This is a genomic window from Micromonospora fluostatini (assembly GCF_050410825.1).
GTDB lineage: Bacteria > Actinomycetota > Actinomycetes > Mycobacteriales > Micromonosporaceae > Micromonospora > Micromonospora rosaria.
The window spans coordinates 4301776-4325538 of record NZ_CP191251.1; the positions used below are offsets into that span (position 1 = coordinate 4301776).

At 74.7% G+C, this 23763-nt stretch carries 19 protein-coding genes, 1 tRNA gene and 2 pseudogenes; 14 read left to right on the forward strand and 8 right to left on the reverse strand.

Annotation, left to right across the window (positions count from 1 at the left end):
- The first annotated feature begins 8 nt into the window (after positions 1-8).
- The 7 genes from ACQUFX_RS18760 (at position 9) to ACQUFX_RS18790 (ending at position 4330) form a co-directional block, all read left to right on the forward strand.
- Entirely contained in the window at positions 9-533 is a 525-nt protein-coding gene (locus ACQUFX_RS18760; protein ID WP_428961640.1) for a MauE/DoxX family redox-associated membrane protein, read from the forward strand.
- On the forward strand, positions 526-1242 hold the full coding sequence (locus tag ACQUFX_RS18765) for a DsbA family protein (protein WP_428961641.1): 717 nt from the start codon (positions 526-528) through the stop codon (positions 1240-1242). Before ACQUFX_RS18760 ends, ACQUFX_RS18765 begins: the two co-directional genes overlap by 8 nt.
- On the forward strand, positions 1239-2555 hold the full coding sequence (locus ACQUFX_RS18770; protein ID WP_428961643.1) for a hypothetical protein: 1317 nt from the start codon (positions 1239-1241) through the stop codon (positions 2553-2555). The genes ACQUFX_RS18765 and ACQUFX_RS18770 overlap by 4 nt, the downstream gene beginning before the upstream one ends.
- On the forward strand, positions 2530-3000 hold the full coding sequence (gene bcp / locus ACQUFX_RS18775) for a thioredoxin-dependent thiol peroxidase (protein ID WP_428961644.1): 471 nt from the start codon (positions 2530-2532) through the stop codon (positions 2998-3000). The genes ACQUFX_RS18770 and bcp overlap by 26 nt, the downstream gene beginning before the upstream one ends.
- A gap of 178 nt (positions 3001-3178) precedes the next feature.
- A tRNA-Leu gene (locus tag ACQUFX_RS18780) sits at positions 3179-3256 on the forward strand.
- A gap of 106 nt (positions 3257-3362) precedes the next feature.
- A complete protein-coding gene (locus ACQUFX_RS18785) occupies positions 3363-3890 on the forward strand; it encodes a GNAT family N-acetyltransferase (protein WP_428961645.1) in 528 nt (175 codons plus the stop codon).
- Complete coding sequence (locus ACQUFX_RS18790; protein WP_428967153.1) at positions 3863-4330, forward strand: hypothetical protein; 468 nt, start codon at positions 3863-3865, stop codon at positions 4328-4330. The genes ACQUFX_RS18785 and ACQUFX_RS18790 overlap by 28 nt, the downstream gene beginning before the upstream one ends.
- A gap of 123 nt (positions 4331-4453) precedes the next feature.
- Here ACQUFX_RS18790 and ACQUFX_RS18795 read toward each other — a convergent pair.
- Positions 4454-5020 (reverse strand): annotated as a pseudogene (locus ACQUFX_RS18795) (expansin EXLX1 family cellulose-binding protein); the annotation flags it as partial.
- A 110-nt stretch (positions 5021-5130) separates the two neighbouring features.
- Positions 5131-5964: a class I SAM-dependent methyltransferase gene (locus ACQUFX_RS18800; protein WP_428961646.1), complete on the reverse strand. Its 834-nt coding sequence runs from the start codon at positions 5962-5964 to the stop codon at positions 5131-5133.
- A gap of 118 nt (positions 5965-6082) precedes the next feature.
- On the opposite strand from ACQUFX_RS18800, the gene ACQUFX_RS18805 reads away from it, so the two are divergent.
- The gene (locus ACQUFX_RS18805; protein ID WP_428961647.1) at positions 6083-7144 is read left to right on the forward strand and encodes an LCP family protein; all 1062 of its coding nucleotides are present in this window, start codon (positions 6083-6085) and stop codon (positions 7142-7144) included.
- A gap of 55 nt (positions 7145-7199) precedes the next feature.
- Here ACQUFX_RS18805 and ACQUFX_RS18810 read toward each other — a convergent pair whose 3' ends face one another.
- The 6 genes and pseudogenes from ACQUFX_RS18810 to ACQUFX_RS18835 all read right to left on the reverse strand — a co-directional run bounded on the left by ACQUFX_RS18810 (position 7200) and on the right by ACQUFX_RS18835 (position 15540).
- On the reverse strand, positions 7200-8663 hold the full coding sequence (locus tag ACQUFX_RS18810) for a sugar transferase (protein ID WP_428967001.1): 1464 nt from the start codon (positions 8661-8663) through the stop codon (positions 7200-7202).
- Positions 8664-8865: 202 nt separating this feature from the next.
- Complete coding sequence (locus tag ACQUFX_RS18815; RefSeq protein ID WP_428967002.1) at positions 8866-9792, reverse strand: endo-1,4-beta-xylanase; 927 nt, start codon at positions 9790-9792, stop codon at positions 8866-8868.
- Between the two features lie 48 nt (positions 9793-9840).
- Positions 9841-10653, reverse strand: a pseudogene (locus tag ACQUFX_RS18820) (endo-1,4-beta-xylanase).
- 150 nt (positions 10654-10803) lie between these two features.
- Positions 10804-11715, reverse strand: a complete 912-nt coding sequence (locus tag ACQUFX_RS18825; RefSeq protein ID WP_428961648.1) for a glycosyltransferase family 2 protein — start codon at positions 11713-11715, stop codon at positions 10804-10806.
- A gap of 280 nt (positions 11716-11995) precedes the next feature.
- Positions 11996-13546: a hypothetical protein gene (locus ACQUFX_RS18830; protein WP_428961649.1), complete on the reverse strand. Its 1551-nt coding sequence runs from the start codon at positions 13544-13546 to the stop codon at positions 11996-11998.
- Positions 13543-15540, reverse strand: coding sequence for a S1 family peptidase (locus ACQUFX_RS18835; protein WP_428961650.1), 1998 nt, complete (start codon positions 15538-15540; stop codon positions 13543-13545). The genes ACQUFX_RS18830 and ACQUFX_RS18835 overlap by 4 nt, the downstream gene beginning before the upstream one ends.
- A gap of 145 nt (positions 15541-15685) precedes the next feature.
- On the opposite strand from ACQUFX_RS18835, the gene ACQUFX_RS18840 reads away from it, so the two are divergent.
- The 6 genes from ACQUFX_RS18840 to hutH all read left to right on the forward strand — a co-directional run bounded on the left by ACQUFX_RS18840 (position 15686) and on the right by hutH (position 23738).
- Positions 15686-16534: a MurR/RpiR family transcriptional regulator gene (locus ACQUFX_RS18840; RefSeq protein WP_428961651.1), complete on the forward strand. Its 849-nt coding sequence runs from the start codon at positions 15686-15688 to the stop codon at positions 16532-16534.
- Positions 16535-16558: 24 nt separating this feature from the next.
- Positions 16559-18208 carry a urocanate hydratase gene (gene hutU / locus ACQUFX_RS18845; protein ID WP_428961652.1) on the forward strand — a complete coding sequence of 550 codons (1650 nt, stop codon included), beginning with the start codon at positions 16559-16561 and terminating at the stop codon, positions 18206-18208.
- A gap of 11 nt (positions 18209-18219) precedes the next feature.
- Complete coding sequence (locus tag ACQUFX_RS18850) at positions 18220-19440, forward strand: allantoate amidohydrolase (RefSeq protein ID WP_428961654.1); 1221 nt, start codon at positions 18220-18222, stop codon at positions 19438-19440.
- A gap of 208 nt (positions 19441-19648) precedes the next feature.
- Complete coding sequence (locus tag ACQUFX_RS18855; RefSeq protein WP_428961655.1) at positions 19649-21010, forward strand: formimidoylglutamate deiminase; 1362 nt, start codon at positions 19649-19651, stop codon at positions 21008-21010.
- On the forward strand, positions 21007-22200 hold the full coding sequence (hutI, locus tag ACQUFX_RS18860) for an imidazolonepropionase (protein WP_428961656.1): 1194 nt from the start codon (positions 21007-21009) through the stop codon (positions 22198-22200). Before ACQUFX_RS18855 ends, hutI begins: the two co-directional genes overlap by 4 nt.
- A complete protein-coding gene (gene hutH / locus ACQUFX_RS18865; RefSeq protein ID WP_428961657.1) occupies positions 22197-23738 on the forward strand; it encodes a histidine ammonia-lyase in 1542 nt (513 codons plus the stop codon). The genes hutI and hutH overlap by 4 nt, the downstream gene beginning before the upstream one ends.
- The last annotated feature ends 25 nt before the right edge of the window (positions 23739-23763 follow it).

Sequence of the window (23763 nt, forward strand, 5' to 3'; positions counted from 1 at the left end):
ACGACCTAATGACCATGACCGCTCTGCCCACCCGCAGTGACCGGTGGACCACCCTGCGCCCCTGGCTCGGGCTCGCCGCCCGGCTCGGGCTCGCCGCGGTCTGGCTGCTCGCCGGCGCCAGCAAGGTCGGTGACCTGGCCGCCTCCGGCCGGGCGGTGAACGCCTACCAGATCCTGCCGTACGACGTGGCGGTGGTGGTCGGGGCCGCGCTGCCCTTGGTCGAGCTGGCGCTGGGCGTCCTGCTGCTGCTCGGCCTGGCCACCCGGCTGGTCGCCGGGGTCTCCACGGCGCTGCTGGTGGTCTTCGTCGCCGGCATCGTCTCGGCCTGGAGCCGGGGGCTGGCGATCGACTGCGGCTGCTTCGGCACCGGCGGCGAGCTGGCCGCCGGCCAGTCGCCGAGCTACCTGCCGGAGATCCTCCGGGACCTGGGCTTCCTGGCGCTCGCCGGATTCCTGATCATCTGGCCGCGCACCCCCGTCTCGGTCGACGCCGCGCTGGCCGGCGAACCCACCGTGGAGGACGACGATGAGTAGTCGCAAGGGCCGCAAGGAGGCGGCGCGGGTGGTGCGCGAGCAGATGGCCCGGGAGCGGCGGCGCAAGCGCACGCTCTGGGCCTCGGTGGCCGCCGTCGCCGTGCTGGTCGTCGCCGGCCTGATCGGCTGGAGCCTCTGGTCCGGCGAGCGCTCCGGGGAGGTCACCGTGCCCACCGGGGCCAACAGCAACGGCACCGGGATCGTCGCCGGTTCCGGGCCGGTCACCGTGGACATCTACGAGGACTTCCTCTGCCCGGCCTGCAAGCAGTTCGACGAGAGCGCCGGCCCGACCGTCGACCGGTTGATCAGCGAGGGGAAGGCCCGCGTGGTGTACCACCCGGTGGCGTACCTGAACCGCTACTCCACCACCCAGTACTCCACCCGCTCGTCGGCCGCCTCCGGCTGCGCCGCCGAGAACGGGCGGTTCCGGGAGTACGCGAAGCGGCTCTTCGCCGCGCAGCCGGCGGAGGGCGGGACCGGCCTCAGCGACGACCAGCTCGCCGACCTCGCCGCCGAGGTGGGGATGGACCGGGACGGTTTCGCCGCCTGCCTGCGCGACGGCACCTTCAAGCCGTGGACCGACCGGGTCACCGACGAGGCCAGCCGGGCCGGGATCACCGGCACCCCGACCGTCCTGGTCAACGGCGAGGAGCTGACCGAGCGCACTCCGGAGGGGCTCACCGCGGCCGTCGAGGCGGCGGGCCGGTGACGCACGCCGACACCCGTCGCGGCCCGGCCCGGCCGACGGCCCGCCGGTCGAGGGGCACCGCCGGGTGGCGGGGCCTGGCCCGGACCGTGCTGGTCCTCGCCGGGGTGCTCGCCGGCACCGTCGCCGGTGCGGTACCGGCCGGCGCGCACGGGGCCGATGCCCCCGCCGGCACCGACTACCGCACCGAGGTCACCGGGGTCTTCCCGGCCCGGCCCGGGGTGACCGTCCGGGCCATCGAGGCGGGGGCCCGGCTGGAGCTGACCAACCACGGCGACCGGCCGGTGGAGGTGATGGGCTACTCCGGTGAGCCGTACCTGCGGGTGGGGCCGGACGGGGCGTTCGAGAACGTCCGCTCCCCCGCGACGTACCTGAACCGGACCATCGCCGGGGGCGGTGTGCTGCCGCCCGAGGCCGACCCGGCGGCGCAACCGCAGTGGCGGCTGGTCGACCGCGCGCCGACCGTCCGGTGGCACGACCGGCGGACGCTGTGGCGGGAGGCGGGACCGCCGCCCGAGGTCCGTGCCGCCCCCGACCGGGAGCACCGGGTACGGGACTGGGCGGTCCCGCTGCGCGACGGCGACGGCGCGGGTGGGCCGGCCGCGACGGAGCCGGTGGAGATCCGGGGCACCCTGGACTGGGTGCCGCCGCCGGACCCGTACCCGTGGTGGGTGGGGGTGACGCTGGGCCTGCTCGCGGTGGGCGGCCTGGGCCTGCTCCCGGCCGGTACCCGGGCCGGGGCACGGGCGCTCGCCGGCCTCGGTGGGCTGCTGGCCGCCGGCGGGCTGGCCGCCGGGGTGGTGATCGTCGGCCGGGAGCTGGACGCCGGCGCGGGCGGGGTCGGCGGGGTGCTCGTCGGGCTGCTCAGCGGGCAGGTCTGGCCGTTGCTGACCGGGCTCGGGGCACTCGCCGCCGGTGGGTACGCGCTGGCCCGCCGACCGGCCGCCGACTTCGTCCTGGCGCTGGCCGGGACCTGCCTGGCGCTCTTCGCCGGGGTCGGCAACGTGGCGGCGTTCGCCCGGTCGGTGCTGCCGTCGCCGTGGCCCACCCAGTCCGTGCGGGTGCTGACCGCCGTGGTCCTGGTCGCCGGGGCGGGCGCCGCCGCCGCCGGGATCTTCCGGCTCCGCGCCGCCGCCCGGCCCGGATCGGGCGACGGGGACGCCGGACCCGACCCGGACGACGACGCCGACGACAGGGCCGGCCGGGACGACCCCGGTGCCGGGGCGGGCAGGTCCGTGTCGGCCGGCAGGCGTGCGGTGGGGGCGGCGTGGGCGGCGGTAGGGTCGCAGCATGACCGACCGCCTCTCCCCCGGTGACCCCGCGCCCGAGTTCAGCCTGCCCACCGACACCGGTGAGACGCTCTCCCTGGCCGACCTGCGTGGCCGCCGGGTCGTGCTCTACGCCTACCCGGCGGCGATGACCCCCGGCTGCACCAAGCAGGCCTGCGACTTCCGCGACTCGCTCGCCTCGTTGCAGGCCGCCGGCTACGAGGTGGTCGGCATCTCGCCGGACAAGCCGGCCAAGCTGGCGCAGTTCCGGGACCGGGACGCGATCACCTTCCCGCTCGTCTCCGACCCGGACAAGCAGGTGCTCACCGCCTACGGGGCGTACGGCGAGAAGCAGCTCTACGGCAAGACGGTGACCGGCGTGATCCGGTCCACCTTCGTCATCGATCCCGACGGCACGATCGAGCGGGCCCTCTACAACGTGAAGGCCACCGGTCACGTCGCCAAGCTCCGCCGCGACCTCGGCCTGGACTGACCCCCGGCGCGGGCCCGGACCGGTCCCCGGGCGCGGGCGGGGCGGCTCGGGCGTGGGCGGTGGCCGGGAGCGGTGTGGTCTACGATCGACACGCGGTCACGGCGACCGGTCCTGGCACCGACGGGCGACCACTGCGCCCGCCACCGGCGACCGGCCGGGCGACCGCCCACGTGGTGACGGGGCCGTAGCCCAACTGGCAGGAGGCATACGGTTTAGGTCCGTACCAGTGCGGGTTCGAGTCCCGCCGGCCCTACCACGGGCAGCGGCACGCCGACGGCTGTGCGCGAGCCCTCACCGACCGGGCGTGTCACGATCGTCACGTTCCGGGGCTGCCGGACGGCACCGGCGGCCAGGATTGCGGCGTGACCCTGCGTTTCGTCCTGGACCCCGACCTCACCCCGGAGCTGTACGACCAGCTCGTCACCCTCTGGCTGGACGTGAGCAACGCCGGTGGGGCGGTGGGCTTCGTCGCGCCGGTGACCGAGGCCGAGGTCCGCGCGCTCGCCGCGCCGACCTTCGCCGGGTTCACCGACGGCCCGGACCGGCTGCTGGTCGGGTACGCCGGGGACCGGCCGGTCGCCGCGCTCATCTTCGGCGACAACCGGTTCGGCCTGAAGGCGCACTGGTGCGTCCTGCGCCGGGTGATGGTCCACCCGGACGTGCAGGGTCGCGGGTACGGTGCCGCGCTGATGCGCGAGGCCGAACGACTCGGCCGGGCGCTGGGCTGGGCGGCCCTGCACGTCACGGTCCGCGACGGGCTCGGGCTGGACGCCTTCTACCGGGGGCTCGGGTACCGCGAGGTGGGCCGGCTGCCCGGCGCGCTGCGGGTCGGCCCCGGCGACGACCGGGACGAGGTACTGATGTGGCTCGACCTCGCCCCCACCGACTGAGCCAGCCCCACCGACTGAGCCGCCCCCGGCGCAGCCCGCAGCGGCTGGGCCGCGACGGGCGCAGCGGTGGGCCCGGTCAGCGGGTGCAGGCGACCGGCCGGTTCTCCGGTGTCCCGCCCGCCGGCCCGGCGGCGAGCCCGTCGACGGCCGGCTCGGTGGCGACCGGGCTGGGCCCCACGGACGGCGTGGCCGGGGCGCTGGCCGGGGCGCTGGGCGACGGGCTGGCCGGGGCGCTGGCGCTCGGGCTCGGCGACGGGGACCGGGTGGGGGCGGCCGAGCGGCCGGTCCGTGGGGCGGTGCCGCCGTACATCCGGACGTCGCTGGTCTGCACCTGGCCGGGGGCCATCCGGACACCGGTGGCGACGGCCCGGTCGCCGTACACGTCGGTGACCCGGATGCCGTACGGGCCGGGACCGGCCCCGGAGTCGATCAGCCAGTAGTTGTAGTCGTGCCGGGTCGCCGTGCGCCAGGCTCCCGCGTCGCCCTGCCGGACCTCTACCGCGCAGCGGGTTGCCGTGCGAGCCGACCTGCACGGCGAGCCAGTACCGCGAGGAGCCCTCCTTCATCCGGAAGGTCAGCGGGCCGGGCAGCGGCGGGTTCACCACCGCGCGGTAGGTGACCGGGACGATCCCCTGCACCGGGTCGGCGATCTCGGCGAACGCCTCGGCGGAGAGGTCGATGTGCCCGGCCGGACACTCCGGACACTGGTCCATGACGACCACCCGGACGGAGCCCTTCGGGCCGGTCACGTCCAGGTACCCGCCGCAGGCGGCGGCGTCGGCGTACTCCGACGGGCCGAGCGCGACGTACCGCTTGTTCGCCGGCGGGCTGGGGAACGAGCAGTTCCCGCCGCCGCCCTTGACGTCGTAGAACGTCGCCTTGCCCCGGTGGACGGTGCCGCCGACCGGTGGCGCGGCGGCCGGCACCACCGCCCCGAGCCCCGGCGCGGCCACCGCCGGCACCGGTGCGGCGCAGGCGGGGTCGCCGGAGCGGAGCACGAGCGTCAGGCCGAGCACCGAGGCCACCGCGAGCACGCCGGTCGCCAGCAGCCACCGGTTCGAGCCGGAGCCGGGGGCGCGGCGGCGGCCGGGGCCGGTGGGGCGGTCGAGGGCAGCGGTACCGTCGGTCACGTGGCCCGATGCTGCCGTACCGCCGGCGGCGGGGACAAGCCAGCTAAGCGAAAGCTAAGAGACCGGGGGACGAGGCGGGTGCAGGCGGGCTGGCCGCCGACCGCCGCCGGTCACCAGGCCACGCCGATGCCGTCGCCCGGGTACCAGTGCCGGGCCGGCGTCTCGCGGTAGGCGAGGAACCGGCGTCCGGTGCGTTCGGCGTGCTCGCCGAGCACGTTCGTGTGGGTGACGTTGTCGGTGAGCAGCAGCCCGCCGGGGGCCATCTTCGGCTCGACCGCGTCGAACTCCCGCTTCTCGTGGGCGCGGCTGTGGTCGCTGTCGTGCAGGAAGAGGTCGACCGGCCGGTCGAGGGCGTCGATCGCGGCGATGGAGTCTCCGATGACCAGGTCGACCACCGTGGACCAGGGTTCGCTGCGGGCCAGGTACCCGGCTTCGGGGTTGATGTCCAACGAGGTGAGCCGGCCGGGGTGGCCCTCGGCGGCGTTGCGCAGCAGCGCGGCGGCCAGCACGCAACTGCCCAGCCCCTTGTCCACCCCGGTCTCCACGACGTGCGCGGGGCGGGCGGCGCGCACGATGGCGTACCACCCGATCCGGCGGGCGTACCGGACCTGCCGGTCGGCCAGCCCGCGCCGGGCCGCGCCGGCGGTGGTGTGCTCGATGTGCCGGCGCAGGGCGTCGTCGGACTCGATCTCGCCGAAGTACGTCCGGACCTGGCCGACCGGCACCGCGCAGACGACGCTGACGAACCAGGCGAGGTGCTGCCGGCTGAGCTTGGTCAGGTCGTAGGTGTAGTTGTGGTGCTCGCGCGAGCCGACCAGCCACCGGGCCGAGGTCCGCAGGACCTTGGCGTCGTGCCGGGCGACCGTGGCCAGCCGCTTGGGGAAGGCCGCGACCGGGGCGAGCGGGGTGCGGGCGATGGCCCGCCGGAGCTTGGTGGGATCCACGATGAGCGTTCTACCAGACGCGGGGAAACAATCGGCGGCGAAAGTTCCACTCGGTCGGTGAATCGACCCGGCCCGAAGAGGGTACGCGCGCGAAATCCCTGATTAGTAGCATGCGTCCATGTCCTATCTCCAGCAGAACACGGATCCCCGCCTACCGCCCCTCGACCCCCCGGTCGAGCCGGCTCCGGGCGGTACGAAACGACCGCGTCGGCGGGGACGCCGGATCCTCCTGGTCTGCCTGCTGGTGTTCTCCCTCATCGGTGGCGGCGGCCTGCTCGCCGCCGGGCTCTACTACCGCTCCGTCGAGTCCGACATCGAGCGGGTCGACGCGTTCGACGGCGTGCCGGAGGCGGGCCGCCCCCAGGTGGTGGCCACCGACGCGATGAACCTGCTGATCCTCGGCAGCGACTCCCGGGACCCGGAGGGGACGGGCGGCTCGCGGACCGACACCATCATCCTGGCCCACCTGCCGAAGGGGCGGTCGAGCGCGCAGCTCATCTCGATCCCGCGTGACACCTGGGTCTCCGTGCCGAAGTCCGCCGACGGCCGCAACGGCGGCCGGGACGCGAAGATCAACGCCGCGTACGCCTGGGGTGGTGTGCCGTTGATGGTGCAGACGGTGGAGAAGTTCACCGACGTCCGGGTCGACCACGTAATGATGATCGACTTTGCCGGGTTCAAGGACATCGTCGACGCGCTGGGCGGCATCGAGGTCACCGCGGAGAAGACCTTCACCTCGATCCACCCTCCCTTCCGGACCTTCGAGAAGGGCAAGCAGCAGCTCGACGGGGAGGCGGCGCTGGACTACGCCCGCCAGCGCAAGCAGTTCGCCGACGGCGACTTCGCCCGGATCCGCCACCAGCAGCAGGTGATCAAGGCGATCCTGGACAAGGCCGCCTCCGGCGGCATCCTGTCCAGCCCGACGCGGCTCAACTCCTTCGTCAAGGCCACCTCGAACTCGGTCTCCGTCGACGAGGGGATGTCCCTGCTGGGGATGGCGTCGGACCTGCGCGGGCTGCGCGGCAGCAACCTGAACTTCATGACCAGCCCGACCAAGGGCACCGGCCGCAGGGGCAGCGAGAGCGTGGTGCTGGCCGACCAGGAGAAGGTCGCCACGTTCTACGACGCGGTCCGGCGGGACTCGGTCGACGAGATCCTGGCCGCCGGCAAGAAGGACTGACGCCCGTACGCACGACGCCCACCGGCGGGACGATTCCGCCGGTGGGCGTCCGTTCTCAGTACGCGCCCCGGCGGGCCAGCACCACGCTGACCGTCCGCCAGAGGATGCCGATGTCGTACGTCAGCGACCAGTTGTCGACGTAGTGCAGGTCGAGCCGGACGGCGTCGTCCCAGGTGAGATCCGAGCGGCCGGAGATCTGCCAGAGCCCGGTGATGCCGGGGCGCACCAGCAGCCGGCGGCGTACGTCGCCCTGGTAGTCGTCGTCCTCGGTGGGCAGCGGCCGGGGACCGACCAGGGACATCTGTCCCACCAGGACGTTGATGAGCTGCGGCAGCTCGTCCAGGGAGTACGCCCGCAGGTACTTGCCGATCGGGGTGACCCGGGGGTCGTCCTTCATCTTGAACAGCAGGCCGTCGCTCTCGTTCTGGTCCTGCAGGGCCGCCAGGCGCTCCTCCGCGTCGGTGTACATGGTCCGGAACTTCCAGACCTTGAACGCCTCGCCCTGGTGGCCGATCCGGGTCTGCCGGAACATGACCGGCCCCGGGTCGGTAATCTTGATGGCCGCGGCGATGACCGCCAGCACCGGGCTGAGCAGGAGCAGCCCGAAGAACGCCGTCACCCGGTCCAGCACCTGCTTGGCGAGCAGCGAGACGCCGGAGATGGTCGGCTCCTCCACGTTCAGCAGCGGCAGCCCCTCCACCGGCCGGACGTGGATCCGGGGACCGGTCACGTCGGTGACCTGCGGGACCACCACCAGGCCGAGCCCGGTGCCCTCCAACTGCCAGGCGAGCCGGCGCAGCTCGTACGACTCCAGGCTGGCCGGGCCGCAGACCGCGATGGTGTCCGCGCCGATCTGCTGCACCAGCGGGACCAGGTCCCAGCCCACGTAGACCGGCACCGGCGCGTCGACCTCCTCGCCGCGCTGCGGGTGGCTGGGCAGGTGGATGGCGATCGGTTGCAGCCCCGCCGCCGGGTTCCGGCTGGCGACCTCGTACAGGGCCAGGGCGTCGGAGAGCTTGCCGACCAGCAGCATCCGCTGCGAGGCGTGCCGGCCGGAGTGGCGCAGCCGGCGCAGCACGGTCCGGGCCACGAACCGGCCCGCCAGGGTGTAGACCACCAGGGCGAGGATGACCACCACGACGGTCATCCGGGAGAGGTCCTTCTTGAACCCGAGCGCCAGGAAGGAGACCGCGGCGGCCATCGCGACGGTGGCCCGGACCACCCGCTTCAGCTCCTCGGTGCCGAGGCCGAGCGCCCGCCGGTCGTAGGCGCCCCAGGCGGCCAGCAGCACCAGCCAGCCCACCGGCAGGCCGATGTTCGCCACCAGGGCGAACAACTCGTCGACGCCACCGGGGGCGGTCGGGTCGTGGAAGCCGGCGTCCGCCGTGTCCAGCAGCGCGATGGCCGTCCGGGTGGCGGCGAGCGCGCTGAGGAAGTCCAGCAGGAGCAACCAGGCGATGTACGGTCGGTGCCAGGCGGACCGGCGGACGGCCGGCCGCGCGAAGACCGACCGGGCCATCCCGTTGGACGGCGTGATCACGTCCGCGTGCGTGCTGCGCGTGGCCGCCGGTGGGGCGCTGCCAGCCGGGCGGACCGGGGTGTGCGTGGACACGGTAGTCCTTTCTCCGTCGGCCCAACCGGGCCGGGCGTCGGCGTCAGCCCCGACGGGCGGATCGCGACGTGCAACCTATGTGGCGGCGACCGTGATCGCCATGGGTCCTTCAGCCGCTTCCCGGCGACGGCACGTCGACCCGGCCCCGGCGTTCCCGCAGCGTCTCCACCAGAGCGTCGTACGCGGGTTTCGGTTCGAGGTCGGCGTCGAAAACACACGCGGCGCCATGGTCCGGATACGTGGTGTTGATCCAGCTCGTGGCGTCGCTGAAGCCCCACACGGTGAACGACTCACAGGTCGGGACGGTGAGGCAGGCCCGGAGCATGTGCCGGTAGAGCCGCTCCTGACGCTGGAGCTTCTCGGTGGTCACCTGCAGGGTGATCCGGACGTCCATCTCGGTGATCGCCACCGAGACCCCGAGGTCGGCGAAGCGGCGCAGGTTGCCCGTGGTGTCGTCGGGTGTCCGGTCCCAGCGCAGGTGGGACTGGAACCCCACCCCGTGCACCGGCACGCCGACCGCCCGCAGTTCGCGGACCAACCGGAACAACCCGTCCGCCTTGCGGGTGCGCCCCTCGGTGCCGTACTCGTTGATGAACAGCCGCGCGTTCGGGTCGGCCTCGTGCGCCCAGCGGAACGCGTCGGCGATGTACCCCGGCCCGAGCTTGCGCAGCCAGATGGTGTCCCGCAGCCCGCCCTGCTCGTCGAGCACCTCGTTGACCACGTCCCAGGCCCAGACCTTGCCCCGGTACCGGCCGACCACCGTGCTGACGTGGTTGCGCAGCAGGTCCCGGATCGTCTCGGTGTCCCACGACTCGTCGATCCACGACGGGACGGCGGTGTGCCAGACGAGGGTGTGCCCGTACACCGCCTGCCCGTGGGCCTGGCCGAACTCGACCAGTTGGTCGCTCGGCGCCCAGTTGTACCCGCCCCGGGTCGGCTCCAGGTTGCGCCACTTCATGGCGTTCTCGGCGGTGAGGGCGTTGAAGTTCGTGGTGAAGGTGTCCCGGAACCGGGGGTCGGCGTCGAGCAGCTTCATCTCCACCGCCGAGCCGATCCGCAGGTTCGCCGGGGCCAGCTGACGTCGTCAGAGAGAGAGAGAGAGAGAGAGAGAGAGAGAGACACCATCTGGCTGCGCAGAGAGAGAGAGAGTACATCGCCGACGCGAGAGTCGAGAGAGAGAGAGGAACGAGTCGGCGATGTACCCCGGCCCGAGCTTGCGCAGCCAGAGAGTGTCCCGCAGCCCGCCCTGCTCGTCGAGCACCTCGTTGACCACGTCCCAGGCCCAGACCTTGCCCCGGAGAGCCGACCACCGTGCTGACGTGGTTGCGCAGCAGGTCCCGGATCGTCTCGGTGTCCCACGACTCGTCGATCCACGACGGGACGGCGGTGTGCCAGACGAGGGTGTGCCCGTACACCGCCTGCCCGTGGGCCTGGCCGAACTCGACCAGTTGGTCGCTCGGCGCCCAGAGTACCCGAGAGTCGGCTCCAGGTTGCGCCACTTCATGGCGTTCTCGGCGGTGAGGGCGTTGAAGTTCGTGGTGAAGGTGTCCCGGAACCGGGGGTCGGCGTCGAGCAGCTTCATCTCCACCGCCGAGCCGATCCGCAGGTTCGCCGGGGCCAGCGAGCGCAGCCCGGTGCCCGTCGGGGTCGGCCCGGTGCTCGGGGACGCCGTCGGGGTCCACGGTGGGCCGCTGGGCGGGCCCGCCGCCGGGCTCTGCCGGGCGTGGATGGTCGCCGCGCCGGCCCCCGCCACCACGGCCAGCAGCAGGACGACCAGCAGGGTGACCGAGCCACGGCCGGGGCGACGCCGGGCCGCCGGTGGGGGCGTACCGTCGGCCGGGGCCGCGCCCGCGCTGGCGGGCCCGGCTGCCACGTCGGTACGGACGTTCTCGGCCATGACCCTTTCCCAACCCAGCGACGCCAACGTGCACAGGACCGCCGCAGCGGTCGCACGATCGTACTCGTTACCGGCCCGGCCGGATCGCGGCGAGGTGGCCGGGGCGCGGCGCACCGGCCGACCGACGAGCGCGCCGCGCCCCGGTGCGGGTCACTTGCCGATCGCGGTGACGAACCACTTCCCCAGCTCGCTGGCCGTCCGGAAGGCCACCACCAGCAGGGCGAGGCCCGGCACGCGCGGGCGACTGTACGTGGTGATCAGCTTCGACCAGGCGGCGAGACCGGCGACCCGGCGGCGGCTGATGTTGCCGTCGTGCCGGTGGAAGCGGACCACCGGATGGTCGAGGTGGGCCAGGTGCACGCCCTGGCTGAGCGCCCGCATGACCAACTCGACGTCGACCTTGATGGGCATCTGCTCGTCGTACCCGCCGATCCGGACCAGCAACTCCCGGTCGATGGACATGCCGGAGTGCTTGAACGGCAGGCGGGGCCGGGTCATCACCGCCCAGAGCATCCGCCGCGGGGTGCGGTACGCCGGCAGCCGGATCACCTTGCCGGTGTCGCCGAGCAGCTCCTGGTAGTCGGTGTAGATCCAGCTCGCCCCGGTGCGGGCGAGGTGTTCCTGGATCCGGACCAGCCCGTCGGGGGCGAGTTCGTCGTCCGAGTCGAGGACGGTGACGTACCGCCCCCGGGCGACCCGCAGCGCCGTGTTGCGGGCCGCGCTGATCCCCGACGGGCGCTGCCGGACCAGCCGGATCCGCTCGTCGGCCAGCAGGCCTGCGGCGGCCAGCCCCTCCTGCACGGGCACGGTGGAGCCGTCGTCGACCACGACGATCTCGAAGTCGTCGAAGCCGCCCGCCAGGACGCTGCGGATCGACTTGACCAGGAGCGCGGGGCGGTCCCGTACCGCGATGCAGACCGAGAAGGCCGGCACCGTCCGGTCGGGCTCGCGCGGGCCCGGCAGCGGCGCCGCGTCGACCGTCGCCGGGGGCTGGGCCGGCAGCGGCTGGCCGTGCGGGTTACGCGGCGACGGAGCGAAGGCGAAGAAGGGTTGCTGGGTCATCGCGGCGGGCAGACCCTTCCCGCGTCACCCGCCGGTGTGCCACATCCGCCTGGCGATTCCATTCCTTTCGCACCCCCGTTGACAGCCACTGTTTCAGCGACAATTCGTCGGCGGCGCAATGGTCGGAACCCTGCCCGAAAAGAGCCATAGGCACCGATAGATCCACTGCGCAGCAGGAGGAGTATAGCGAGCCGAGGTTAAATGGCACCACTGTCTAAAGTGGCGAGAATTACTCACTTTCACGGATGTCGGGAATTGCGGAACATTGCCGGATTTGATGTCACTCCCGCCGATCCGACCGGCGGGCCCGCCGGGCCAGCGCGAGGATCTCGTCCGTGGAGAGGATGTGGGTGTCCGGCTCCGCCCGCCGCACCTTCGGCAGCAGCGCGGTCTCCGCGGTGAAGACCGACGCCCGCGCCTCCTCCGACTGCCGCCGGACCCACCAGGCCAGCCCCACCACCGCCCAGAGCAGGGCCGGCAGCACCGGCCCACCGAACGAGGGCGACGGGAAGGCGGTGACGACAGCCAGGGCCACCGCGGCGACCCCCCACACCACCAGCGCCGACAGCCCACCGGCGCCGGCCCCCGGGGCTCCGCCGGCCGGGCGCGCCAGCAGCGGGCGGACCACCATGAGCAACCAGAGCAGGAACGCCACCACGCCCAGAAAACCCGTTTCCATGGCCAACTGGAGCCAGAACGAGTTGACCGTCGTCGTCCGTCCGGCATTCTGCCGGTAATCGTTCGTACCGAACTTCGGGTTGTCCCGCCACTGTGGATTGTCCCGTTCGGCGACAGGTCCACCGAACTGGCCGATACCGAAACCGAGGAGCGGTTGCCGGGACAGGATGCCGACCGTGCGCGCGAGGTCCGGTTCCTCGGCCGTCGCCGACCCGGCAGCCGGGGGCGGGCCGGCCGGCGGCGCCGTCCGGTCCACCACGGAGAGTCCACTGTTGGCGGTCACCTGCCAGCCCGACCGGTGCTCCGGCCGCACCACCAGCAGGGCGGCGGTGCAGCAGACCAGCACCAGGCAGACCCCCAGCACCCGCCCCGCACCGGCACGGACCAGCAGCAGGATCAGCAGCGCGGCGACGACCACCCCGGCCAGGGCACCGGCCGAGCCGGTCGCGGCCAGGGCGACCGCGACCACCGTCGCCGCCGGCCACCAGCCCCGCCGGAGCTTGTCGCTCACCGCCGCGTACGCCAGCAGCCCCAGCAGGGCCAACCCGAGCACCTGGCCGAGCTGGTCCGGGTCGCCGAGCAGGCCCTGCGCCCGCCCCTGCGCGGCCCAGCCGGAGTCCGCCCAGCCCACCGCGCGGTAGGCCGGCTCCCCGGCCACCAGTTGCGCCAGCGCGACGACCACGTTCACCGCCAGCAGGCCGCCGAGCCCCAGCAGCACCCGGCGGACCAGGGCCGGCCCGGGGTCCGCCACGCGCAGCGCGTAGAAGATCACCACCGCGTGCAGGTAGCCGTAGAGCGCCTGGCCGAGCAGCGTCGCCGTGGAGTCGTTGACCAGCCCGGCGAGCACCATGCACAGGGTCAGCACCAGCAGCCCGAGGTCCGCCCCGGTCCGGAACCGGCGCCACTGCCGGTCCACCAGGACCTTGCCGACGGTGAGCACGGCGAGCAGCCCGTAGAGGATCCGCTCCACCGACCCGACCCAGTCGGCGCCGCCACCCGCACGGGTGCCGTCACCCCCGGTGAGCAGGTCCATCGTGGTGCCGAGCAACACGTACCCCAGGAGCACCCCGACCAGCGCCCCGATCAGCCCGGAGAGCCGGCGGGACACCGGCCCGGGGACGGCCGGACGGGCCGCCTCGGTGGCCGCGCTCACCGGGGACGCCTGACGGCCGGCACGAGCAGCACGACCAGCGCCACCAGCAGGGCACCGGCGGCACCGGCGAGCAGGGCCACCGGCCAGGGCGACCGGGATGTCACGGTGCCCACCGCCCGTTGGCCCTCGACGGCGCTGTCCCGGTACGCCGCCGCGAGCAGGTTGGTCGGCGACTCGCCGGCCGCCGCCCCGAGTTCGGTGACGGCCGTGTCGTACCGGCCGGCGAAGTAGGCGTCCAGCCCGGCCCGGTACCGCTGGTCCGCCGCGCCGAGCCGGGGCGACACACCCGCCCGGCCCAGCAGGTCGGTGACCGCGCCGGCCGGCACCACCACCCGGTTGGCCTCGTCCGGGCGGGCCCGGTCCCGGTTCAGCAGCCCGACGACCCGACCCTGCGGGTCGAGGGCGTACCCGCCGTGCGAGGTCCGGCCGACGTCGCCGTTGGTGCGGTACACCGAGGTCTGGCCCAGCCGGGCCACGTCGGTGACGGTCACCAGCTTGCCGCGCGGGGTGTGCAGGGCGGCCCGGAAGTCGGTGTCGCCGGTGTCGTAGCCCACGATCAGGAGCGTCGCGCCGGAGGCGTACTCGGCGGCGGTGTTCAGCTCGACGGCGGGCAGGTTCTCCCGGGCGAGCTTGACCAGCGCCACGTCACCCCCGTCGGCCGGCAGCGCCTCGACCACGACGCCGGGCACGGCCTGCTCGTCGGTGACCCCGCCCCGGGCGTCGTGCAGTTGGGCGTACAACTCGCTGGTGGCCGGCGCGGCGGGTTCGGCGCCGGTGAAACCGGTGGTCGGCAGGTTGCGGCCGATCCAGCCCGCCACCTGCCCGTCGGTGAGCTTCTCCTCCCGCACGAGCCGGCGGGCCACCACGTCGAGGGCGACCTGCCGGGCCGCGTCGTCGGCGGGCCGCACGCAGGAACTGCTGGTCAGCACGTGGCCGTCCGGGTTGACGACGAAGCCGCTGCACCGCCGGACGAAGCTGACCGCCCCGGTGTGCACCAGGACCCCGGTGTCCCGGTTGCGGACGTAGCCGGTGAAGGTGACCTCGATGAAGACCAGCGACGGCCCGGCCACCGCCAACGCCTGCTCCTCCACACTGAGCGGCGTCACCTGCGTCCAGGGCCGCAGCCCGGCGACCGGCCCCTCGGCCGTGGTGGCCGGCGCGGCGAACGTGTCGCGACCCGCGCCCGGTGGTCCGGTCGCCTCGTCGCCCCAGACCACCACGAGGCCGCCGCCGACCGCGACGAGCAGCAGCACGGTCACCGCGACACCGACCCAGCGGCCCACCGGGCGGCGGGCCGGGGCGGAGGGCTGGATCCGGCGGGCGTTCGGCCCGAGCGGGTCGGCCCCGGCCTGGGCGGCCAGCGGCGTCGCGGACCCCACCGCCGACTGGGCGGCGGGCTGCGTCGCCCAGCCCGGCGGACCACCGGAGACGGGGTGGCCCGAGACCGGCTGACCCGACACCGGTTGCCCGGAGACCGGGTTACCGGAGACCGGCTGGGCCGAGACCGGCTGGGCCGAGACCGGCTGTCCGGAGACCGGGTACGCCGAGACGGGCTGGGCCGAGACGGGCTGCCCGGAGACCGGTTGGGCCGAGACGGGCTGGGCCGGGCTGGCGGGATCGGGAGCGTCCGGGGTCGACGTGGCGGTGGGGTCCGGGCCGGAGGCCGCGACGGCGGGCTCCTCCGGGGCCGGACCGAGGTCCATGCCGAGGGTCTGGAAGAGCCGCTGGGCGCCCATCCCCTCCTCCGAGGGGTACGCCGCCCAGGGCTGCGCCGCCGAGAAGTCCGCGGCGACGTACCGGTTTCCGCCGTTGGCGCGGGCCAACGCCTCGGCCGCGTCGCGGAACGCCGTACGCCAGCGCTGGTCCTGCGCGGCGGCGCCCTCCAGCAGGGCCAGGGTGACGAGCCGGTCCTGCCGGTCCAACGCCCACCAGGCACTTCCGACCAGGCAGGCGCCCAACGCCTCGGTGCACCGGTACGGACCAACCGATCGCATGCCGAACTCCTCCTGCTCGCCCCCGCCGTGCGGATAGTACAGAGGAGACCGACCCGGCTCCGGCCCGCCGGTCCCCACCCGGCGCGGAACAGGTCGACACCACGGGTGGTTGCCTTGTGAAAGTTTTCATGCATAGAGTCGCAACGTGAATGACACAGTCGTCACCGGGTCGACCGACCGGGTGTTGGGGCTCTTCGAGGGGGTCCGGCTCACCCCGACGCAGCGGCGCATCGCGCACTGCCTCGTCCAGCACGGCCCCGCCGTCGGGTACCTGTCGGCCGCCGAGGTCGCCGAGCTGGCCGGGGTCAGTCAGCCGTCGGTGACCCGGTTCGCGACGGCGCTCGGCCACGACGGCTACCCGGCGCTGCGCCGCCGGCTCCGCGAGCTGACCGCCGACGCCACCGGCCCCGCCGACGCCGGCAACGAGTTGCAGCAGGCGGTCCGCACCGAGATCGGCAACCTGGACCGGCTCGCCGGCCAGCTCGCCGACCGGGACCGGATCGCCGGGGCCGGCCGGCTGCTCGCCGCCAGCCGCCCGCTGCCGGTGCTCGGCCTGCGGGCCGCCGCGCCGCTGGCCACGTACTTCGCGTACTTCGCCGCGAAGGTCCACCCGGACGTGCGGGTCCTCGACGACGGGGGCAGCCTCCTCGCCGACCGCCTCGACCAGGCCGCCGCCGCCGGGGCGACCGTGCTGCTCGCGTTCGTGCTGCCCCGGTACCCCCGGGAGACGCTGGACGCGCTGCGCGAGGCCCGCGCCGCCGGGCTGACCGTCGTGGCGATCACCGACTCGCCGGTCAGCCCGGCCAGCGAGCACGCCGACCTGCTCCTGCCCGCCGGGGTCGGCACCGACCTCGTCTTCGACCTGCACACCGCACCGATGACCCTGGCCATGGTGCTGCTGCAGGCGCTCTGCGACGCCGCACCGGCCGACACCCAGCGCCGGCTGGAGGCGTTCGAGGTGTCGGCGGCCCGCCGACAGGTCTTCGTGAGCTGATTCGTGAGCTGAGGGGAGTCACCGATGCCAGAAACCGTCCGCGCCGCGCGGGGCACCACCCGTACCGCCCGGGGGTGGCCACAGGAGGCCGCGCTGCGCATGCTGATGAACAACCTCGACCCCGAGGTGGCCGAACGCCCCGACGACCTGGTCGTCTACGGCGGCACCGGGAAGGCGGCGCGGGACTGGCCCTCGTACCACGCGCTGGTGCGCACGCTGACCGACCTGCGCGACGACGAGACGATGCTGGTGCAGTCCGGCCGCCCGGTCGGGGTGCTGCGCACCCACGAGTGGGCACCCCGGGTGCTGCTGGCCAACTCCAACCTGGTCGGTGACTGGGCCACCTGGCCGGAGTTCCGCCGCCTGGAGTCGCTCGGCCTGACCATGTACGGGCAGATGACCGCCGGCTCCTGGATCTACATCGGCACCCAGGGCATCCTCCAGGGCACGTACGAGACCTTCGCCGCCGTCGCCGCCAAGCGCTTCGGCGGCTCGCTGGCCGGCACCCTCACCCTCACCGGCGGCTGCGGCGGGATGGGCGGGGCGCAGCCCCTGGCGGTCACCATGAACGGCGGCGTCTGCCTGGTCGTGGACGTGGACCGCACCCGGCTCGACCGCCGGGTCCGCGACCGCTACCTCGACGAGGTCGCCGACGACCTGGACGACGCGGTACGCCGGGTGCTCGCCGCCAGACGGGAGCGGCGGGCACTCTCCGTCGGCGTGGTGGGCAACGCGGCCACCGTCTTCCCCGAGCTGCTGCGCCGGGGCGTCGAGGTGGACGTGGTCACCGACCAGACCAGCGCCCACGACCCGCTGTCGTACCTGCCGGAGGGGGTGGCGCTGGCCGACGCCCGGGACGCCGCCGAGCGTGACCCGGCCGGGTTCACCGACCGGGCGCGGGCGTCGATGGCGCGGCACGTCGAGGCGATGGTCGGCTTCCTCGACGCCGGGGCCGAGGTCTTCGACTACGGCAACTCGATCCGGGGCGAGGCGGAACTCGGCGGGTACGGGCGGGCCTTCGACTTCCCCGGCTTCGTGCCGGCGTACATCCGGCCGTTGTTCTGCGAGGGGAAGGGGCCGTTCCGGTGGGCGGCGCTCTCCGGCGACCCGGCCGACATCGCCGCCACCGACCGGGCCGTCCTGGAGTTGTTCCCCGAGAACGAGTCCCTGGCCAGGTGGATCCGGCTGGCCGGCGAACGGGTCGCGTTCCAGGGGCTGCCCGCGCGGATCTGCTGGCTGGGCTACGGGGAACGGGACCGGGCGGGGGTGCGGTTCAACGAGATGGTCGCCTCGGGGGAACTCTCCGCGCCGGTGGTCATCGGCCGGGACCACCTGGACTGTGGCAGCGTGGCCAGCCCGTACCGGGAGACCGAGGCGATGGCCGACGGCTCGGACGCGATCGCCGACTGGCCGCTGCTCAACGCCCTGGTCAACACGGCCAGCGGGGCCTCCTGGGTCTCCCTGCACCACGGCGGTGGGGTCGGCATCGGCCGCTCGATCCACGCCGGCCAGGTCTGCGTCGCCGACGGCTCCGCCCTCGCCGGCCAGAAGATCGAACGGGTGCTCACCAACGACCCGGCGATGGGCGTCATCCGGCACGTCGACGCCGGGTACGACGCCGCCCGCACGGTCGCCGAGAACACCGCCCTGCCCATCCCCATGACCAACCGGTAAGGAAGGGCCCCTTGTTAACGCATTCGGTAGTGGAAGGGTCCCTTCCTCACCGGTTCCGCGCGCTGTGGGACCAGCTCGCCCCGATCGGGCGCGACCCGGACACCGGTGGGTACCTGCGGTACGCCTTCACCGCGCCCGAACTGGAGCTGCGCGACTGGTTCCGGGAGCAGGCCGACCGGCGGGACCTGCCGGTGACCTCCGACGGCAACGGCAACCTCTTCGCCCGCTGGGGCGACCCGGAGGCCGGGGACGCGGTGCTCACCGGCAGCCACTTCGACTCGGTGCCGCACGGCGGGGCGTACGACGGGCCGCTCGGCATCGTCAGCGCGTTCCTCGCCGTGGACGAGCTGCGGGCCGCCGGGGTCGCCCCACGACGGCCGCTGGTGGTGGCCGCGTTCGCCGAGGAGGAGGGAGCCCGGTTCGGCGTACCGTGTCTGGGGTCTCGCCTGCTCACCGGCGCGCTGTCGCCGGACCGGGCGGCCGGGCTGCGCGACGCCGACGGGGTGGGCCTGGCCGAGGCGCTGGGCGACCGGCCGGCGGGGGCCCGGCCCGACCTGCTCGGCGGCTTCTCGTCCTTCGTGGAGCTGCACGTCGAGCAGGGGCGCGCGCTGGTCGACCAGGACGCGCCGGTCGCGGTCGCCAGCGCGATCTGGCCGCACGGCCGGTGGCGGCTCGACTTCCACGGCGAGGGCAACCACGCGGGTACCACCCGGATGGCCGACCGCCGCGACCCCATGCTCACCTACGCGTTCGCCGTGCTCGCGGCGAACAAGGAGGCCCGGCTGCGCGGCGCGCACGCCACCGTCGGGCGGGTCCGGGTCGAACCGAACGCCACCAACGCGATCCCGGCCACCGTGACCGGCTGGCTGGACGCCCGCGCGGCCGACCCGGAGACCCTCGCCGGGCTGGTCGAGGCGGTCCGGGCCAAGGCCACCGAGCGGGCCGGCCGGGACGGCACCCGGCTCACCTGCACCGAGGAGTCGGCGACCCCCCTGGTCGCCTTCGACGGCGGGCTCGGCCGACGGCTGGCGACGCTGCTCGACGCCCCGGTACTGCCCACCGGAGCGGGTCACGACGCCGGGGTGCTGGCCGGGCACCTGCCCACCGCGATGCTCTTCGTGCGCAACCCGACCGGGGTGTCGCACTCGCCCGCCGAGGCGGCCACCGACACCGACTGCGCCGCCGGGGTCACCGCCCTGGCCCGGGTCATCGAGGAGCTGACGTGCGGCTGACCTCGACGGTGCCGGGCCGGCCCCGGCCCGGACACGCCACGGCCCGCCTGGGCGGGGGGAACTTTGCGCTCCCTGTCGAGCTGCCCCCACGAACGGGGCACCCGTCGGCGACGCGGGCGGCGCTCCCACGATCAGCGCGGGCGTTCCTCCCGCCACCGGTGTGGGCGGTGGTCCCATCGGTGGGGCAGCTCGACAGGAGGTCGACACGATGACCGCGACCCGCTGGCTGGCCGAGTACGCCTGGTTGCCCGACCGGGCCGAGCCGACCCCGGACGTGCTGATCGAGGCCGAGGCGGGCCGGATCACCGCGGTCACCCCGCTGACCGCCGGCACCCCGCCCCGCACGGGTGTCGAGGTGTACACCGACGCGGTCCGGCTGACCGGGCTGACCCTGCCCGGCCTCGCCAACGCGCACTCGCACGCCTTCCACCGGGCGCTGCGCGGGCGCACCCACGGCGGCCGGGGTGACTTCTGGACCTGGCGCGACCAGATGTACGGCGTCGCCGGACGGCTGGACCCGGACTCGTACCTGGCGCTGGCCCGGGCCGCCTACGCCGAGCTGGCGCTGGCCGGGATCACCTGTGTCGGGGAGTTCCACTACCTGCACCACGGGCCGGACGGCACCCCGTACGCCGACCCGAACGCGATGGGGGCCGCGCTGGTGGCGGCAGCCGCGCAGGCCGGCATCCGGATCACCCTGCTGGACACGTGCTACCTGACCGCCGGGGTGGACGGCACGCCGCTTCACGGGGTGCAACGCCGGTTCGGCGACGGCGACGCGCGGCGCTGGGCCGACCGGGTGAGCGCGTTCACCACCCCGGCGGACGGGCACGCGCGGCTCGGGGCGGCCGTCCACTCGGTCCGCGCGGTCCCGGCCGACCAGCTCGGCACGGTGGCCGGCTGGGCGGCCCGGCACGACGCGCCGCTGCACGTGCACCTCTCCGAGCAGCCCGCCGAGAACGACGCCTGCCGGGCCGTACACGGGGTCACCCCGACCCGGCTGCTCGCCGACCACGGGGTGCTCGGGCCGACCACCACCGCCGTGCACGCCACCCACCCGACCAGCGCCGACCTGAGCCTGCTCGCCGAGTCCGGTACCGGCGTCTGTCTCTGCCCCACCACCGAGCGGGACCTCGCCGACGGGATCGGGCCGGCCCGGCGGATGGCCGACGCGGGCATCCCGCTCAGCCTGGGCAGTGACAGCCACGCGATCGTCGACCCGTTCGAGGAGGCCCGCGCGATGGAACTGGACGAGCGGTTGCGCACCCGTCGACGGGGTCACTTCCCGCCGGCCGCGCTGCTGCACGCGGCGAGCGCCGCCGGGCACGCCGCGCTGGGCTGGGCCGACGCCGGCCGGATCGCCGTGGGGATGCGCGCCGACCTGGTCACGGTCCGGCTGGACAGCGTCCGGACCGCCGGCGTACCCCCGGTCGGGGTGTTCTTCGCGGCGGGCGCGGCGGACGTCACCGACGTGGTGGTCGACGGCCGGCCGGTGGTCGCCGAGGGACGGCACCTGCGGGTGGACGTGCCCGCCGAACTGGCCGCCGCGACCGGGGCGGTGACCGGATGAGCAGCCTGCTGGTCGACGACATCGGCGAGCTGGTCACCAACGTCGCCGGCAGCGGTGCGGGCGGACCGCTCGGCCTCCGGCGCGACGTGGCGCTGCTGGTCGAGGACGGTCGGGTGGCCTGGATCGGGCCGACCCGGGACGCCCCCGCCGCCGACCGCCGGATCGACGCCGGCCGGGCCGCCGTGCTGCCCGGGTTCGTGGACAGCCACGCGCACCTGGTCTTCGCCGGGGACCGGGCCACCGAGTTCGCCGCCCGGATGGCCGGCCGCCCGTACACCGGGGGCGGCATCCGGACCACCGTCGCCGCCACCCGCGCCGCCACCGACGACGACCTGCGCGCCACCGCGCACCGGCTGCGCGCCGAGGCGCTGCGCCAGGGCACCACGACGATGGAGGTCAAGAGCGGGTACGGGCTCACGGTCGCCGACGAGGTCCGGTCGCTGCGGATCGCCGGGGAGGTGACCCGGGAGACCACCTTCCTCGGCGCGCACGTGGTCCCCGCCGAGTACGCCGACCGGCCGGACGACTACGTCGGGCTGGTCTGCGGCCCGATGCTGCACGCCGCCGCCCCGTACGCCCGGTGGGTCGACGTCTTCTGCGAGCGGGGCGCCTTCGACGCCGACCACGCCCGCGCGATCCTCACCTGCGGGCAGGCCGCCGGGCTGGGCGTACGGGTGCACGCCAACCAGCTCGGCCCGGGGCCCGGGGTCCGGCTCGGGGTGGAGCTGGGGGCGGCCAGCGTGGACCACTGCACCCACCTCGACGACGCCGACGTCGACGCGCTCGCCGGCACCGCCCGCCCGGACGGGACGGGCACCGCCACGGTGGCGACGCTGCTGCCCGGCGCCGAATTCTCCACCCGCTCGCCGTACCCGGACGCCCGGCGGCTGCTCGACGCGGGCGTCACCGTCGCCCTGGCCACCGACTGCAACCCCGGATCGTCGTACACCTCGTCGGTGCCGTTCTGCGTGGCGCTTGCCGTCCGCGAGATGGGGATGACCCCGGCGGAGGCGGTGTGGGCGGCGACCGCCGGGGGCGCGCGGGCGCTGCGCCGCGACGACGTCGGGGTGCTGCGCCCCGGTGCCCGCGCCGACCTGGTGATCCTCGACGCCCCCTCCCACCTGCACCTGGCCTACCGGCCCGGGGTGCCCCTGATCCGCAGGGTTCTGCACGACGGAGTGTTGCTGTGACCGAGACCGTGACCGTCCAGTCCACCGGGATCTCCCCCGCCGACGTGCTCGCCGTGGCCCGGCGCGACGCCACCGTGCGCCTCGACCCGGCCGCCCTGGCGGCGATGGCGGCCAGCCGGGCCGTGGTGGACGGCATCGAGGCCGCCGGCCGACCGGTGTACGGGGTCTCCACCGGCTTCGGGGCGCTGGCGAACACCTTCGTCGCGCCGGAGCGTCGGGCCGAGTTGCAGCACGCGCTGATCCGGTCGCACGCCGCCGGTGTCGGTGCGCCGATGCCCCGCGAGGTGGTCCGGGCGATGATGCTGCTGCGGGTGCGCTCGCTGGCGCTGGGCCGCTCCGGGGTCCGGCCGCTGCTCGCCGAGGCCCTGGTCGACCTGCTCAACCACGGGATCACCCCGTGGGTGCCGGAGCACGGCTCGCTGGGCGCCTCCGGGGACCTGGCCCCGCTGGCGCACTGCGCGCTGGTGCTGCTCGGCGAGGGGTGGGTGCTCGGCCCGTCCGGTGAGCGGCTGGACGCCGGCCCGGCGCTGCGCGCCGCCGGGCTGGCCCCGGTGGAGCTGGCCGCCAAGGAGGGGCTGGCGCTGATCAACGGCACCGACGGGATGCTCGGCATGCTGCTGCTCGCCGTGCACGACGCCGCGCACCTGTTCACCATGGCCGACGTGACCGCCGCCCTGGCGATCGAGGCGATGCTCGGCTCGGAGCGGCCGTTCCTGCCCGAGCTGCACGCCATCCGGCCGCACCCCGGGCAGGCCGTGTCGGCGGCGAACATCCACCGGCTGCTCCAGGACTCCCGGGTGATGGACTCGCACCGCGACGACCTGGCGCACGCGGTGCAGGACGCATACTCGATGCGCTGCGCGCCGCAGGTCGCCGGGGCGGCCCGGGACACCCTGGAGTTCGTCCGGACGGTGGCCGGGCGGGAGCTGCGCTCGGTGGTGGACAACCCGGTGGTGCTGCCGGACGGGCGGGTCGAGTCGACCGGGAACTTCCACGGCGCCCCGCTCGGCTTCGCCGCCGACTACCTGGCCATCGCCGCCGCCGAGGTGGGCGCGATCGCCGAGCGCCGGGTGGACCGGCTGCTGGACGTGGCCCGCAACCGGGACCTCCCGGCGTTCCTCTCCCCCGACGCCGGGGTCAACTCCGGGCTGATGATCGCCCAGTACACGGCGGCCGGCATCGTCGCGGAGAACCGGCGGCTGGCCGCCCCCGCCTCGGTGGACTCGCTGCCCACCAGCGGCATGCAGGAGGACCACGTCTCGATGGGCTGGGCGGCCACCAGGAAGCTGCGCACCGTGCTGGAGAACCTGACCAGCCTGCTCGCGGTGGAGCTGCTGGCCGGCGTCCGCGGGTTGCAGTTGCGCGCGCCGCTGGTGCCGTCGCCGGCCGGGCGGGCCGCCGTGGCCGCGCTCGCCCCGGTGGCGGGGGAGCCCGGCCCGGACGTCTTCCTCGCCCCGGTGGTGGCGGCGGCCCGGGACGTGGTCGCCGGCCCGGACCTGCGCGCCGCCGTCGAGCGCGAACTCGGCCCGCTCGGCTGACCGCCGCCGGGCCGGGCCGTCCAGG

What these genes read in the sequence shown, in the direction of transcription:
- ACQUFX_RS18760 (WP_428961640.1), top strand. Translation starts at nt 9, where the DNA reads ATGACCATGACCGCTCTGCCCACCCGCAGTGACCGGTGGACCACCCTG.
- ACQUFX_RS18765 (WP_428961641.1), top strand. Translation starts at nt 526, where the DNA reads ATGAGTAGTCGCAAGGGCCGCAAGGAGGCGGCGCGGGTGGTGCGCGAG.
- bcp (WP_428961644.1), top strand. Translation starts at nt 2,530, where the DNA reads ATGACCGACCGCCTCTCCCCCGGTGACCCCGCGCCCGAGTTCAGCCTG.
- ACQUFX_RS18805 (WP_428961647.1), top strand. Translation starts at nt 6,083, where the DNA reads ATGTCCTATCTCCAGCAGAACACGGATCCCCGCCTACCGCCCCTCGAC.
- ACQUFX_RS18810 (WP_428967001.1), bottom strand. Translation starts at nt 8,663, where the DNA reads ATGGCCCGGTCGGTCTTCGCGCGGCCGGCCGTCCGCCGGTCCGCCTGG.
- ACQUFX_RS18815 (WP_428967002.1), bottom strand. Translation starts at nt 9,792, where the DNA reads ATGAAGCTGCTCGACGCCGACCCCCGGTTCCGGGACACCTTCACCACG.
- ACQUFX_RS18825 (WP_428961648.1), bottom strand. Translation starts at nt 11,715, where the DNA reads ATGACCCAGCAACCCTTCTTCGCCTTCGCTCCGTCGCCGCGTAACCCG.
- ACQUFX_RS18835 (WP_428961650.1), bottom strand. Translation starts at nt 15,540, where the DNA reads ATGCGATCGGTTGGTCCGTACCGGTGCACCGAGGCGTTGGGCGCCTGC.
- hutU (WP_428961652.1), top strand. Translation starts at nt 16,559, where the DNA reads ATGCCAGAAACCGTCCGCGCCGCGCGGGGCACCACCCGTACCGCCCGG.
- ACQUFX_RS18855 (WP_428961655.1), top strand. Translation starts at nt 19,649, where the DNA reads ATGACCGCGACCCGCTGGCTGGCCGAGTACGCCTGGTTGCCCGACCGG.
- hutI (WP_428961656.1), top strand. Translation starts at nt 21,007, where the DNA reads ATGAGCAGCCTGCTGGTCGACGACATCGGCGAGCTGGTCACCAACGTC.